Below are 13,758 nucleotides of genomic sequence, written 5' to 3'. Positions count from 1 at the left end.
TACCATCGGACGGTCGGATAAAGCTTCGGCGAATCTAAGCTTTCGCTTTCGACAATCAAGCAAGACGCTTGCGCATGAACAGCGTTGCCTGCGGGTTATCGTTATAGCGCGCGCATCGCTGGTAACCGCGTTTTTCGTATAGGGCGATAGAGGCTTTGAGGTCGTCGTAGCTATCAAGATAAATCCATTCCAATCCCTGACTGCGGGCAAACGCTTCCTGTGCATCCAGCAGCATGTCGGCAATACGCTTGCCGCGTGCGGAAGGTCTTACATAAAGGCGTTTGCATTCGGCAGCATGCGATATGGATGGGAGCTTGCGCAGCACAACGCAGCCAACGACTTCCTTTTCAAGATAGGCCAGCCACATTCCGGAGGCCGGTGTGTCGATGAGCTTTTGGATGCTGCCTGGCTTGTCTCGCTGCACGACACGTACGGCCTGGTAATACTCATGAAGCATGGCGAGCGCATCGTCATTGGCGGTTGCCAATCGCACGATGTATACCGGCGGCTTGGGTGGGCGGCTGAGAATCGATCGGACCTTCGCCAATGATTCGACCAGCGCCGCGCGGTCCCCGTCATCCATGGTCGTGAGCATGCCATGTATTTGTGCGATCGATTGTTCATCGATGCGGGCAACGGCTTTTTCACCCAATGGAGTCAGCGAGAGCAGTTTTTCTCTTGCATCGATTTTGGAAGCGACACGCCGTACGAGTTTTCGTCTGACCAGTGTGGACAATAGGCGACTGATATAGCCCGCATCCAGTTCTAGCACGTCCTGTAGCGCGGCTGCTGTCATGGTTGGCTGGGCACCGATCTCGTAAAGCATTCGGGCTTCTGTCAATGCGAACGTACTGTCGAGGTGACGCCGGCGCAGAAGGCCAAGCTTCGCCGTATAGAAGCGATTGAACAGGCGTATGGCCGAAATCTGCTCTGCAGTGGGCGATTCGAGGCGGCCTGAGATTTTCATGGGATGAGCCTAAATCCATATGCTTGCTTTTAGCAACGATATGGATAGGGTGCGTTTACGGAACGGACGTCGACCCCGGGGATCAGGCTTTGGCTGATGCGCGAAATGCGTTAGGGGCCAGCGCGAAACGTGACAACCAGGACGTCCCGATGCGCCGGCTCGGAGGGGGCCAAAGGGGCAACGGGCGTGACGCCGTGATACACCCGCGGATCGTGGATCAGGGCTGCATCAAACGGGTGGGCAAGTGTGAAATCGCCCAGTAGCTTTCCATCTGGAGCATGAATGGTGGTGGTGCCGCTGGCGATATTGTGTCGATCGATGAGCAGGACCAAGACAAAGTCGACGCCGTCGCGATGACTTCCTTCCGGTGTGGGTTCGCCGACACTATCAGCGCTGGCTTCGATGCGGAATTGGTGGGCCTCGACATGCCATTGCGACACGGAAGGCAATAGAGAACTGAAGAAGTCATTACAGAACGCGAGAATGGCGTGGAGGGTGGGGCCGCCGGCAATAGCAGGCTCGATCGGTTCGAACCACCGCTCGATATCGCCTTGCAGTGCGTTGTATTGCAAAGCCTGGTAATGCGCCTGATGGAGGGAAAGCACAACGTCTCCATGGGCTTCGGCCACGAAGGTTGCGTGGCGGCGCTTGCGGAGGCGCCCGGTTGCAGCAAGGTATGGATCAGGCCCAAGACGATTCCAGCTTGCGGTGAATGCATGCCAATCCGGCAGGTGACCATACGCTTGCAGCAGCGGTTGCATCACATCTGCAGTAACGAATGAAAAACCATCACGTCGCACGGCATCGGACAGCGCAGGCACAAAGGAATCAGAGGGGTTTTGCATGAAGACATTATAGCCGCGGTAATAGGGGCGGATGCAGTCGTGGTTTATCGATTTTCGCCTTGTCTTATTAAAAATTGCACCTGTGCAAGGCGTTTTTTAATTCATTGATTGTCTATCGGATCTATTTTTCTGATTTTTCGAGTGTTGGTTTCCGATAGCGCGTTGATGCGAGCGATTACTTCGTGGGCTACACGAGCAGGGAGAGCCTTCATCTTCCTTCTTGGCAGGCATATCGATGTAGCCCGGCGAGCAATGGGGAGCCGGGCGGCTTCAGCGTAAAACCTCATTAAAGGCCTGCGACTACTTTCCAAATTTTGCTGATGATCGCGGCCCAACTGCAGTGCGGGAGAAGGTCGTTTACAACCGCTGACTGTAAAAGTGAAAGCCAGCAGCGTTGTCCGGTTTTTTTGCCGGTACGCGGCTGGCTTTCAATAGGCGGCAGAAGAAAAGGCGATCAGGTACTCGGGGAGGCGGACGATGAAGCGCTCGCAGGTTTTGCCTTGTGAGGACGAGGCCCATGGTGGGGTTTCATGTGCCGGTTCTGAAACAAGCTGTCAGCCGTCTTTTTTTGTTCGGGTGACAAAACGGCGTAGAGATCGCTCCAGGCAGACGATAGTCGCTGCATGTCATCCGCATGCATCTGTGCCAGTTGTGCATACGATTTCATGACTTCGTCGGCATTCATCGTCGGCATTTTCTGTGCGCGTTCATGGAAGGCCTCGCCGGCCTTACGTGCGTTGTCGCGCATGACCTGGGCATAGGCATCCCATTGCTTGGATTGCGCGTCAGTGATCTGCAGTTGCGAGTGCAGGTCATTGATGTGCTGCTCGATTTCGTCAGCGCGCCGTTGCGCATGCGTTTTCGAGGTGTGGGAGGCGGAAGAGGAGGAAGACGTGGCGGGCGACATGCTTTGGGCGCTGACGCCGCCTGCGAGCATGGCAAGCGACAGTGCCAGCGGTACGGCGACCTTGCGGATAGCGTTTTGCATGACTGCGAACTCCGATTCATGAGTGCGGATCAACGGCCTGATAAGTACGCCTGCGTATCAATATCCCGAATACCCCGGCGGAGGTGGTGGCGGAGGAGGATAGCCATTCTGGTAATACACCACTCCGGGTGGCGGTGGCGGGGCAGGTTGCGTGTAGACAACACCAGGCGGGGGCGCTGCAGCGTTGGCGGCGGAGTTGGCAATGACCGCGCCTGCCACCACGCCAAGCAGTGCGCCAGCGATAAGTGCGCCGCCGTCCCCACCGCGCCGCGGTTCGGGGCGGTATGGTCGATGTGGAACAGGACGTCCACGGTATCCACCATGATGATATTGCGCCTGCACGGGCAACGACGAGGCTGCCACGGCAACCGCGAGAACGGTGAGCGCCAGCTGACGGGATAACGGAATGCGAGAGGTGCGAGTCACGGACATACCCTCCTCACTGAACAGCGGTGGTCGCAGGCACCTGGCCAGCTGCGAGTGCTTGCGAAGACGGATATCGTTGGACGAACGGTTGCGACGGCCAACAGCCTGGCACACCCTCGCAGTTCATCCGGCACTGACTATATGACAAATCCCCCGTGGTTTATTTAACGTGAAGACACCTGTGACGGCATCGGTTCATGCCGAATGCTGGACATGACGCCTTACGCTGCACCGCGAGAAATGTCACACCACGGTGACATCCCGATGCTGTGATGAACAGATGGCTGCGCCCGGTTCGCATGCTATGTGATGATTTTTACCTCGATCAGGAGAACACCATGCAAAAATCACTCATACCCTGGATGCTTGCCTTGTCGTTACTGGCAGGTGGCGCCCATGCGCAGGGGCAAACCGCCAAGCTGCCGGCTATCGAAGCGTTCGGCAAGGGTGTGCAGATCTACACATGCAAAGCTGGCAATGGTGGTTATGCATGGAGCTTGAAAGCGCCGGATGCGACCTTGAGCGACGTCAAGGGGCATGTCATCGGCCAGCATTTTGCCGGCCCGAGCTGGCGGGCGAATGATGGCAGCACGGTGGTGGGGGAGGCGTTGAACGTTTCGCCGTCGCCCGACAAGAAAGCGGTCGCATGGCTGGTGTTACGTGCCAAGTCTCATACGGGCAGGGGCGAAATGGCGGCGGTGCAATACATTGTGCGTACCCGCACGGAAGGCGGTGTCGCACCCTCGACAGGTTGCGACGCCACGCATGCTGGTGGTGAGGTTCGTGTGCCGTATCGCGCCATTTATCTGTTCTTTCGTGGTTGATGTCGACTTAAGGACTGAATACCAGCACCAGGAAGACGGCAAATAGCGAGAGATGTACCGCCCCTTCAAGCATGGTGGTGCGTGAGCTGGAAAAGGTCAGTCCACTGAGCACGAGTGTGGCCATCAGCATCACGATGCTTGCTGGGGGCAAGCCCAGAAGAACAGATTGCCCGGTATAGAGACTGATGGCGAGCACGGCAGGTACCGTGAGGCCCAGCGTGGATGTCACTGCGCCCAGGCAGAGGTTGATGGCACGGGTCAGCCGATCGGCCCGTGCGGCGATGAGTGCGGAAATGCCTTCCGGCGCAAAGACGAGCAGGGCGATCACCACGCCGCCAAGTGCCGCTGGAGCGCCGGTGGCGGCAATGCCGTAATCGAGAATCTTCGCGAGACTCTTGGAAAGAATGACGATAGGCAGAATGTTCACCAGCAATACGACGAAATGAAGCAAGAGCTTCCTTTTGTCGATCGATGCGTTGTCGACCGGCAGGGCGCCGGTGGGCATGGATTGTTCATCATGCGCATCGTCTGGGATGTTCGGATGGGCATCGGGAGCGACGAAATAGCCGCGATGGCGGCCGGTCTGCAGCCACAAAAAAATGCCGTACAGGGCGATCGTCAGCAGGGAGAACATGAGCGCCTGCGGAGGGGAAAGCGAGCCATCCTGCGTGGAGGTGGTGAAGTCCGGCAGCACCAGCGCAATGATCGTCAGCGGGATGATCACGGACAGGTAAGCCGACGCGCCTTTCAGATTGTATGCCTGCTCGTAATGCCGAATGCCGCCCAGGAGCAGGCCAAGTCCCACTACGCCGTTGAGCACGATCATCAGTACCGCATACATGGTGTCGCGTGCCAGCGTGGCATTACCTTTCGACCCGAGCATCACTGCTGAAATCAGCACGACTTCGATCACCACGATCGAGAGTGTGAGAACCAACGTGCCCAATGGTTCGCCCAACATCTCGGCCAGTGTCTCCGCTTCATGCACCACACCGAAGGCTACCCATACGATCACGATGAATAGCCATGCGAACAAGGCGCCGGCGATCCAGGGATGATTGAGTTCGTGGATCCACTGCGAGCCGAAGAGCAGAAACAGTGCCACGGTCAGCCAGCCCATCGCGGGCCGCATGGTCGTCATCGGTATCTGCATGGGCTCCTCATCCTTTTGGCTGGCAGAGTCTTGAACGGATAGTAAGTGGTTGCGCGCCGCAAAGGCATCGACAGTGTACGGAAACGGCGAAGTGGCGATGCGGCCGCTATGCACTGATTGATGAGGCTGAGGCGCTGCTACGGCGGGCCGCCTCTTTGGGACATATCGGCCGCTATCCGCTGGAAGTGGCGTTGCAATCGGCGCACATCGAGCGCCGCCGCTCGGGCCGAACCGACTGGGCACCGGAAGTGGAGCTTTACAGCGCCCTGCATGCTTTGACCGCCTCTCCCGTAGTTGCCCTCAACCGTCTCCTGGCAATTGCGGAACACGAGGGACCGCAAGCCGCGCTGGTCATTATCGAGGGCCTCGCTGCCGACAAACGGCTGATGGAGTATCAGCCTTACTGGGCGGCGCGGGCGGCGTTGTTCTCGCGCGTGGGCGATGTCGTGCAGGCTTGCCATGCCTACGACATGGCCATCGGTCTTGCCCGTGATCCGGCGGTACGTCGTTTTTTGTTGGCGCGACGCCCTGCCGCTGCACCATAAGTACGATCTGTGTTGGGTCCTCATCCGGTCTGCGCAAAAAGGGCATGCCATGCAACAGGGCCTTTAGACTCGTCAAGTCACTTTTGCGAATAATCCATGCGGCACCCTTTCCATGTCTTCTGGCAGAATCGCGCCAACCTTTAGCGGGAAAACTTGGAAATGCGTGATGCCGTCACCACGCCGGCCAATTCGCCGGCACGGGTTTTGTTTGCAAGCCTGGTCGGAACGACCATCGAGTTCTTCGATTTCTATATCTACGCCACGGCGGCCGTCCTGGTTTTCCCGAAACTGTTTTTTCCTGCGAGCGATGCGGCGTCGGCGACGCTACAGTCGTTCGCTACGTTCGCATTGGCCTTCATCGCCAGGCCGATTGGCTCGGCGCTGTTCGGGCACTTTGGCGATCGCATCGGACGCAAGGCCACGCTGGTCGCGGCGCTGCTCACTATGGGGCTTTCCACCGTGATGATTGGTTTGCTTCCTACCTACGCGCATATCGGAGTGGCAGCGCCGGCTTTGCTAGCGTTGTGCCGATTGGGGCAGGGCTTGGGATTGGGTGGCGAGTGGGGCGGCGCCGTGTTGCTTGCGATCGAGAACGCGCCTGCTGGCAAGCGGGCGTGGTATGGCATGTTTCCGCAGCTCGGCGCACCGATCGGCTTTCTTATCGCGACCGGCTTGTTTTTATGGTTGACGCAGAGCATGGGCGATGCGGTGTTCTTTGCATGGGGATGGCGCGTGCCGTTTCTTGCCAGCGCCGTGCTGGTGGTCGTAGGACTGTGGATGCGCCTGCGCCTGACCGAAACGCCGGCCTTCGCCCGCGCCATGGCTTTGCAAGAAAGAGTGCGCGTGCCGATGTTCAGTGTATTGTCGAAGCATCCCCGCGCGCTGGTGGCTGGCACCTTTGGTGCACTGGCCACGTTCGTCATCTTTTACTTGATGACCGTGTTCGCACTCAGCTGGGCAACGTCAAAGCTGAATTATTCACGCGAGTCGTTCCTGATCGTGCAAATGGTCGGGGTATTGTTCTTCGCGGCGCTGATTCCTTTTTCGGCGTGGCTGGCGGATCGCCGTGGTGGGCGTTTCACCATGGTGCTTGCCACCGTGCTGATCTTCGTATTCGGTATTGCTTATGCTCCGCTTTTCTCGCATAGCGGCTTGCTGTTCATGGTGGTGGGCATGTGCATCGTCGGTATGACCTATGGCCCGCTCGGCTCGGTGCTGGCACACATGTTTCCTACGGCCGTGCGGTACACCGGGGCATCGCTGGCCTTCAACATGGCTGGCATCTTTGGGGCTTCATTGGCTCCTTACCTCGCAACCTGGCTGGCCAAGACTTATGGGCTGGCGTACGTGGGGTATTACCTCTCGGCAGCAGCGATACTGACGGTGCTGGCGCTGCTGATCACACCCAAAGAAGATGCGGCGCACTGACGCCTGTTTGGGCGATGTTTATGTGATTAGCTGGTTTGCCGCCTGTTTCGGCTTATCCGATGGAGCAAGTCGAGTTTCGCAAGAAACGGAGTGGGGCCGCGGTACAGGGCGATACAGTGGTCATTCCACGACTTTTGGTTGGAACGCGGCGCATGCAGAGTGTTGACAAGCAAGTGAAGGCGGACAGCGTTGTCGATACTCTGCATGATCGGGATTGGCATGCATTGGGCTGCGAACTCGATCGTTATGGCGCGGCCATGATTCGCGGGTTGATGGACGGCGGCACATGCCGCGCCCTTGCCGCTCTTTATGCCGATGACCGCTATTTCAGAAGCAGGGTGATCATGGCGCGGCACGGATTCGGGCGTGGTGAATACAAGTATTTTGCGTATCCGCTTCCAGCCATGGTTCACGCCCTGCGCGCTGCTTTCTATTCGCCTCTCGCGCAGGTGGCCAATCGCTGGAACGCAGCCCTGGGTGTCGATGTGCGTTATCCCCGGACGCATGAGGAATATCTCACGCGATGCAGTGCGGCGGGCCAGTCGCGTCCGACACCTTTGATGCTTCGCTATGGCGAGGGCGATTACAACTGCTTGCATCAGGATCTGTATGGCGAGCAGGTCTTTCCGTTGCAACTGGCGATACTGCTTTCGCAGCCGGGCGTGGACTTTACCGGAGGCGAATTCGTGCTCACCGAGCAGCGTCCACGCATGCAGTCACGGCCGGAAGTCGTGCCGCTCTGCCAGGGCGATGCGGTGATTTTTCCAGTCCATCATCGACCCGTACAGGGTGTGCATGGCATATATCGGGTCACCATGCGTCACGGTGTCAGCCGGATTCGCAGTGGCCAGCGCTATACCTTGGGCATCATTTTTCACGACGCACTCTGATCCGGTGCGTTGGTGGCGAATAGGTCGAGACCGGAAAAATAAGAAAGGCCGCGTAGCGGCCTTTCCATCAAGTAATGGCAGCGGTACGCGGTTTGTGATGCATGGGAGGCGGCGAAGCAGGTGCCTGGAACGGTACGACACCTGCGCCGATCGGCAGTTGCGCATCGCTGAGCATCGCCAACAAGGTTTCACCATAGATCAGTTCGAATGGTTTGCCTGTGACGAATCTCCACGCATCTTCGGTGTAGTCGCCACAGGCAACGATCTTCACAGCCGAAGCCTGATGAAACTTCATCAGGCTGTACATCTCGCGAACGTCCTTGACCTCGACGTTGCGGCGATGCCAGTGCCGGCATTGCACCAGCGTGGTTATGCCATGCTTGCGCATCACTAAATCAAGGCCATTGTCGGCATCGGCTTGTCCCGCACGTTCCACCGCATAGCCGCGAAAACGAAATGCTTGCGCCACGTTATCTTCAAAGATGCGCCAGTGCAGGGCGCACAGATCAGCCAGTTGGTCGCGTACCTCCAGCCGATGCATGCGGTTGCGGTGCCCAAAGCAGGTGGCAAAAGCGCATCCCCAGCAGGTAATCAGCGCCATCCACAAAAGCAACATATGCACTGCGTTGTGCACGCCGATTCCATAGCGCATCTCAAGATAAGCGCTCAAGCCGAGCAGAACGCCGGCTGGCCAATGCACCGAAATGAGTTTTTCGACGCGATGTGTTCCGTGCTTCGCCATCAACTCCCCCGAGCTGTTAACGCTGCTTCCGAACCGCAGCTTGACCTTAGCGCGGACGATGGCGGAGATCAGCGTGCAGTGCGGCATTCGGCCGCAGCGGGATTCTGCCGCGGCTAAGCGGCAAATCGGCTGTTCTGCGAGGCTCTATTTTGTGCGTTGCGGCGAGATTCCGTCCGCACCCATGGCGATTTGGTCGATAAGGGAAGGTGAATGCCGTTTGGTTTGCGGGCGTGGGAGAGGCTTCACGTTTATTAGCATGAGAGGAGCTCACCATCCACGCCGCTCGGCGCTGGAGTGGTTCCTCCATCACGACAGGCGCGCACATTTGCAGCTCCTCGCCAGCACGCTTATCTCCTTTTTTCTGCAGGATGGATCGCATGACTCACAAGCCGCATACCAGAGTCTCTACCGTTCGTGTCGACTGGAACGATCCGGAGTTGGCGTCATTGCTCCAGCGCAGCGAAGGCTGGCGCTTGGACAATCGTGGCGGCTTCTCGCCGCAAGACGTGGAGATCTACCTTGGCTGGAGCGGCACGGTAGGGAGATCGGCCGTACTGGTGTGGGAGCGTGAATCGTCGATCGTGCTGGAGACACGTTTCGCCCTGGCAGAAGGCGAACAGGTAAGAATCGACAAGCATCTGGGCGATCGCATTCGCACGCTGTGGGGCGTGGTGCTGGAAGGCCGGGAAGGCTTTCGCGAAGAAGACCGCAAAAAGGGCATTCACCTGTATTGGCTGCAGGCGCGCTAGCACTCCTAAAGAAAATCGTGGATGTACCGATAAAGCGCCTAAACCCACCACCGTCCGAAACGTTGTTGTCCGGCTTCGCCAGAGTCCCCCGGCTCAGGCGTGGTTCGATAGGTCACTGAGCAGAAGCGCGTTGTTTGCACTAAGGGTCGAACGGTGGTGTTTGTATGTGAGGCCTGGCGCGTTGCGTCGGCTCTAACGGATGTCATTGCATGAGCCATTTCAAGCCCCATTCCAAGGTGCCAAGCAACCAAGTGGATTGGAGCGACCCGCAGTTGGAGGCGCTGCTGCGCAAAACGGAAAGCTGGAAGCTGGATAACCGTGGCGGGTTTCCCACCCAGGATGTACACGTCCATGTCGGTTGGGGTGCCAATACGGGACGCAAGGCCATACTCGTATGGGAGAAAGAGCGCGTGCTGGTATTGGAGACACGCTTTCTGATTCCCAAGGGGGAGCATGTGCGTGTGGATCGCTATTATGGTGATGGCGTACGCACGGTATGGGGTGTTGTTGCCGAAGGTCGCGAAGGTTTTCGCGAAGAAGACCGGCAGAATGGCGTTTACGTATACTGGCTGCACATGGGCTGAGCCGGGTACAGGCAACGGCAACCCGAAGGGCTGGGTCTGTTTGCCCGCCATACCGCGTCATCGCTCAGTCGTGGACCGACGTACACGCCTTCGCTCTTCCTTGTCTGGCGCGGAAACAGCTCCCAGCGCGAGCCACGCCAGTCCTGTAAACAGGCCCTAGGGCATTTCACCGGCCAGCAAGTAGAACCCGACCTGGGCGCGCTTGGCGTGCCGTTTTGCGCGGGCGGCCAGTGTCGCCAGCGTTTCCGGGTGGCCAGGGAAAGGGGGCGCAACGCGAACGGCGCCAATCGCCACCGTGGTCAGCGGGAAAAACTGTGTATTGCCGTGCCTGTCCTCGCCGACGATGCCTTCGCGGAGGATGTCTTCGGAAGCAAACAATGCACGAGCCCGCTGATTGAACAGCTCGACGATGTGATGGCAGCGAGCTTCCCAGTCGTCGCTCTGAAATACGAGCAGGAAATCGTCGCCGCCGATATGGCCGACAAAGTCGCAGCGCGGATTCACCTGTGCCGTCAGGATGCCGGCCAGTAGCCGGATCATTTCATCGCCACGGAAATAACCATATTGATCGTTGAACGGCTTGAAATGATTGAGATCCACATAAGCGACGGTGAACGGCAGTTCGGCGCGCAGCAGTCGGGCGACGTGCTCCGTCACGGGGATATTGCCTGGCAGGAAGGTCAAGGGATTGGCGTAGCGCGCCGCTTCGATGCGCAATTCAGTGACACGTCGCACTAGCGATTCGCCGGTGCCTAGGCCGAGGTAGGCACCATCGCGGATGATGACAAACCCATCGCTGAGGTAGCGTTGGTCCTGGCCACGCAAAATGTCCGCCATGCTCTCCAGTGATTGATGTACGTCGCACAGCAGGGGTGCCTCATGCATAAAGGCAGTGCAGCTTTTGCGACCATACAGTTCGCGCGTATAAGGTTGAGCCATGCGTTCGCTGAATACGCGGCGGTTGATGATTCCGACCGGCCGGGCTTCCTCTACCACAGCCACTGCATGAAGTTCGGGAAACTTTGAAAATAATTCGATGACATCATGATTGGTGTGGCGACTGGTAAGCGGTGGCGCGTCGATCACCAGATGACCGAGATGCATGGGACGCTGGGTCACCGGGCCGCGCGGGCGCGGCGGTATGGCAACGGTGCTGTGGCTCAGCGCGGTGCGAGCTCGGGCGCTGATCTCATCGATGGTCCGCGGCGAAGGGTACCCAAGCAGAAATCCCTGTGCATAGGGAATGCCCAGTTCGCGCAGCATGCATAGGTCATCGGCGTCTTCCACGCCTTCGCCGACCAGATCCGCGCCCAGCGTTTCGGCAACTTGGCATAGCGCGCGCACGATCGCGAGCCGTTCGGCGCTCTTGGCCAGTCCGTCAATCAAATAGCGATCGATCTTCACTACTTCGGGATGGATTTCGTTCCACATTTCGAAATTGGAATGCCCATTGCCGAAGTCGTCCAGTGCGAAACGCACACCGTGGGCGCGCAAATAGCCCAAGGCATGGGCGAGCCGGGCCGGCTCCTCGACGATGTCGCGTTCGGTCAATTCAACCGTGATGCGGCTGAGATCCATGCCGCCTGTGCTGAGCGCTGCGAGCAAATCGTCGGGCCGAATCGATTCCTGCATGAACGCCTGCGCACTCAGATTGACCAGCAGACGTCCGGGCGCGTTTTGCGCTGTGAACGCACCGCACACTGTACGCGCGGCAGCAAGCTCGAATTCGCCAAGCCTCCCTTCGGCGCGAGCCAGGTTCAGCAGCTCCGGCGTGCTGATGCCTCCGAGTTGTTCGTTGGAGCGAGTCAATCCTTCGTGTGCCACGACATGTAATGTATCCAGGCGCACTAGCGGCTGGAATACGGCGCATAGGCCGCTTTGCGCGCGATCGAGCAGCGAGGTAAAGCGGCCGTTGTCGCGGAAGAGTGCCATGCGCGGATCAGGCAGCTTGATCGAAGAACGGCGTCGTTGAGGGTTGAAGATCGTCATCGCCCTGGGCGTTTGCGTTTGCGTTGGCGGGCAGGGCGGCTTGCTCTGCCCGAGGCTGCTCTCGAATGCGGAAGAAATCCATCTGCACCAGCAGTGCTTCCGCGCTGCTCCGCATCATCTGGCTCATGAGGGCCGTGCGTTCCACCAGCGCTGCGTTTTCCTGAGTGGTGGCATCCATGCCCGAGATAGCTAGATTCACCTGTGTAATGCCAGTCGTTTGTTCCTTACTGGATAGCGCCATGCCCGCCACTTTTTCGGAAACGTGTGCAGCACTGGCAACGATGCCGGATAAGGCTTCGCCCGATTGCAACGCAAGAACGCGGCCTTCCCCAAGTGCCGTAGCGCTGTCTTCGATCGATTCCTTCACGTCGCGTGCGGCGGTAGAACAGCGTTGCGCGAGCTGCCGGATTTCACTGGCAACCACGGCGAAGCCGCGGCCATGTTCGCCTGCATGCGCCGCTTCCACTGCCGCGTTGAGGGCCAGCAAGTTGGTTTGGAATGCCACGTCGTTGATGAGGCTGACGAACTCAGTAATACGCTGGCCGGAGCGGTCGATGGCGTCCATGGCCGTAACCGTCCGGCGAACAATCTGCTGCCCCTGCTCAGCGAGCTGGCGCGAGGCGGTGGCAACCTGGTTGGCTTCCTCAGCGGCAGTGGCAGTTTCGGCCACGCTTGAGGCCATTTGTTCCATCGAGGCGGAGCTTTGCTCGAGGCTTGCCGCCTGGCTTTGCGTACGCAGGCTCAGCGCATGCGTGTTTTCTTCCAATACATGGGCATCATGGCGTACATGGGTCGCACCGTTGCGGACCTCTCGCACCACGTTCACCAGTTGGTTTTCCATAGTGACAAGTGCACGCAGCAGGCTGCCGATTTCATCGTCGCGGCCCACTGCAACGGGCTCGCCCAGTTCACCACGCGCAATACGTTTGGCGACATCGGACGCAAGACGCAATCGCGCCCCAAGGGCGCGAATCAGAATGCCATCGCTAAGCGAGGCCAGCAGCAGCGCGCCGGCAAAGACTGCGAGCAATATCAACAGGCCGCGACGATTGGCCATGTGCTGGTTTTGCGACTGTGCGTTGCCGGTCGCCAGTGCGTTTTCGAACAAATTGGTGAAGTCGCTTTGCAACGGGACCAAGGAAGGTTGTACGTCAGTGGCGAGCTTGAGCTGTGCGATATCGAACTGTCCTGCCTGTAGCAAGCTGAGCGTATCGTCCATGGCCTGATCGGCGTCTTTGCGATGTTCCGACGCGAGGGTGAGCAGTGCTTTCTGCTGTGTGCCGAGGCTGCTTTGCAATAACGGCGACCAATAGCGATCGATGTCGACGCGATTGCTCTTGATGGCGGTGGCGGCGTCGTTGACGGCGGACGGCAAGCGCATCAATACCGCGTGGGAGAGCGCCTGGAAATCGTTGTTGAAATCGCTCTGGATACGGCCCACGTCGGAGATGGGGGCCAGGGTGCCGCCGACTACCGACTGGATGCGCTGGTCGGCTTTCATGAGCGAGATACTGCACAGGACGCCGATAGCTATCAGTAAGACAAGGATGCCAGCCAGGCGAAGCAGCAAAAGTTTGCGGAGCGTGACGCGGAACAGGCCGGAACGGAGCGAGAGCATGGAGCACACT

The 13,758-nt window shown here is 58.6% G+C and carries 14 protein-coding genes; 6 read left to right on the top strand and 8 right to left on the bottom strand.

The annotated features are described in order from the left end of the window. Positions 1 to 55 precede the first annotated feature (55 nt). The 4 genes from AC4HNJ_RS10835 to AC4HNJ_RS10820 all read right to left on the bottom strand — a co-directional run bounded on the left by AC4HNJ_RS10835 (position 56) and on the right by AC4HNJ_RS10820 (position 3,226). Positions 56 to 967 (bottom strand): GNAT family N-acetyltransferase, encoded by a 912-nt coding sequence (locus AC4HNJ_RS10835; protein WP_490479579.1) that lies wholly within the window; start codon positions 965 to 967, stop codon positions 56 to 58. A 110-nt stretch (positions 968 to 1,077) separates the two neighbouring features. After that, entirely contained in the window at positions 1,078 to 1,812 is a 735-nt protein-coding gene (locus AC4HNJ_RS10830; RefSeq protein WP_490479578.1) for a 2OG-Fe dioxygenase family protein, read from the bottom strand. Positions 1,813 to 2,266: 454 nt separating this feature from the next. Next, the gene (locus AC4HNJ_RS10825; protein WP_490479577.1) at positions 2,267 to 2,800 is read right to left on the bottom strand and encodes a Spy/CpxP family protein refolding chaperone; all 534 of its coding nucleotides are present in this window, start codon (positions 2,798 to 2,800) and stop codon (positions 2,267 to 2,269) included. 57 nt (positions 2,801 to 2,857) lie between these two features. Beyond that, on the bottom strand, positions 2,858 to 3,226 hold the full coding sequence (locus AC4HNJ_RS10820) for a hypothetical protein (RefSeq protein WP_490479576.1): 369 nt from the start codon (positions 3,224 to 3,226) through the stop codon (positions 2,858 to 2,860). Between the two features lie 338 nt (positions 3,227 to 3,564). Here AC4HNJ_RS10820 and AC4HNJ_RS10815 point away from each other — a divergent pair, with 338 nt between their 5' ends. Continuing rightward, positions 3,565 to 4,050 (top strand): DUF3455 domain-containing protein, encoded by a 486-nt coding sequence (locus AC4HNJ_RS10815; RefSeq protein ID WP_490479575.1) that lies wholly within the window; start codon positions 3,565 to 3,567, stop codon positions 4,048 to 4,050. A 7-nt stretch (positions 4,051 to 4,057) separates the two neighbouring features. On the opposite strand, the gene AC4HNJ_RS10810 is transcribed toward AC4HNJ_RS10815, so the two are convergent. After that, complete coding sequence (locus tag AC4HNJ_RS10810) at positions 4,058 to 5,203, bottom strand: calcium:cation antiporter (protein WP_490479574.1); 1,146 nt, start codon at positions 5,201 to 5,203, stop codon at positions 4,058 to 4,060. A 155-nt stretch (positions 5,204 to 5,358) separates the two neighbouring features. Here AC4HNJ_RS10810 and AC4HNJ_RS10805 point away from each other — a divergent pair, with 155 nt between their 5' ends. From AC4HNJ_RS10805 to AC4HNJ_RS10795, 3 genes are all read left to right on the top strand, one after another. After that, positions 5,359 to 5,748 carry a hypothetical protein gene (locus AC4HNJ_RS10805; protein WP_490479573.1) on the top strand — a complete coding sequence of 130 codons (390 nt, stop codon included), beginning with the start codon at positions 5,359 to 5,361 and terminating at the stop codon, positions 5,746 to 5,748. Between the two features lie 159 nt (positions 5,749 to 5,907). Next, positions 5,908 to 7,176, top strand: coding sequence for an MFS transporter (locus tag AC4HNJ_RS10800; protein WP_490479572.1), 1,269 nt, complete (start codon positions 5,908 to 5,910; stop codon positions 7,174 to 7,176). A gap of 152 nt (positions 7,177 to 7,328) precedes the next feature. After that, complete coding sequence (locus AC4HNJ_RS10795; RefSeq protein WP_490479571.1) at positions 7,329 to 8,066, top strand: 2OG-Fe(II) oxygenase; 738 nt, start codon at positions 7,329 to 7,331, stop codon at positions 8,064 to 8,066. 67 nt (positions 8,067 to 8,133) lie between these two features. On the opposite strand, the gene AC4HNJ_RS10790 is transcribed toward AC4HNJ_RS10795, so the two are convergent. After that, positions 8,134 to 8,808 (bottom strand): restriction endonuclease, encoded by a 675-nt coding sequence (locus tag AC4HNJ_RS10790; protein WP_490479570.1) that lies wholly within the window; start codon positions 8,806 to 8,808, stop codon positions 8,134 to 8,136. 377 nt (positions 8,809 to 9,185) lie between these two features. Here AC4HNJ_RS10790 and AC4HNJ_RS10785 point away from each other — a divergent pair, with 377 nt between their 5' ends. Next, entirely contained in the window at positions 9,186 to 9,557 is a 372-nt protein-coding gene (locus AC4HNJ_RS10785) for a hypothetical protein (protein ID WP_490479569.1), read from the top strand. Between the two features lie 209 nt (positions 9,558 to 9,766). Beyond that, on the top strand, positions 9,767 to 10,141 hold the full coding sequence (locus tag AC4HNJ_RS10780; protein ID WP_490479568.1) for a hypothetical protein: 375 nt from the start codon (positions 9,767 to 9,769) through the stop codon (positions 10,139 to 10,141). A 156-nt stretch (positions 10,142 to 10,297) separates the two neighbouring features. Here the strand turns inward: AC4HNJ_RS10780 and AC4HNJ_RS10775 are convergent, their stop codons facing one another. Both AC4HNJ_RS10775 and AC4HNJ_RS10770 read right to left on the bottom strand, forming a co-directional pair. Next, the gene (locus AC4HNJ_RS10775) at positions 10,298 to 12,130 is read right to left on the bottom strand and encodes a GGDEF domain-containing protein (protein ID WP_490479567.1); all 1,833 of its coding nucleotides are present in this window, start codon (positions 12,128 to 12,130) and stop codon (positions 10,298 to 10,300) included. Then, entirely contained in the window at positions 12,081 to 13,748 is a 1,668-nt protein-coding gene (locus tag AC4HNJ_RS10770; protein WP_490479566.1) for a methyl-accepting chemotaxis protein, read from the bottom strand. Before AC4HNJ_RS10770 ends, AC4HNJ_RS10775 begins: the two co-directional genes overlap by 50 nt. Between the last annotated feature and the right edge of the window lie 10 nt (positions 13,749 to 13,758).

The sequence above is a fragment of the Dyella sp. SYSU CM1112 genome (genome assembly GCF_058216415.1).
This window is presented reverse-complemented; position numbering and strand designations above follow the sequence as displayed.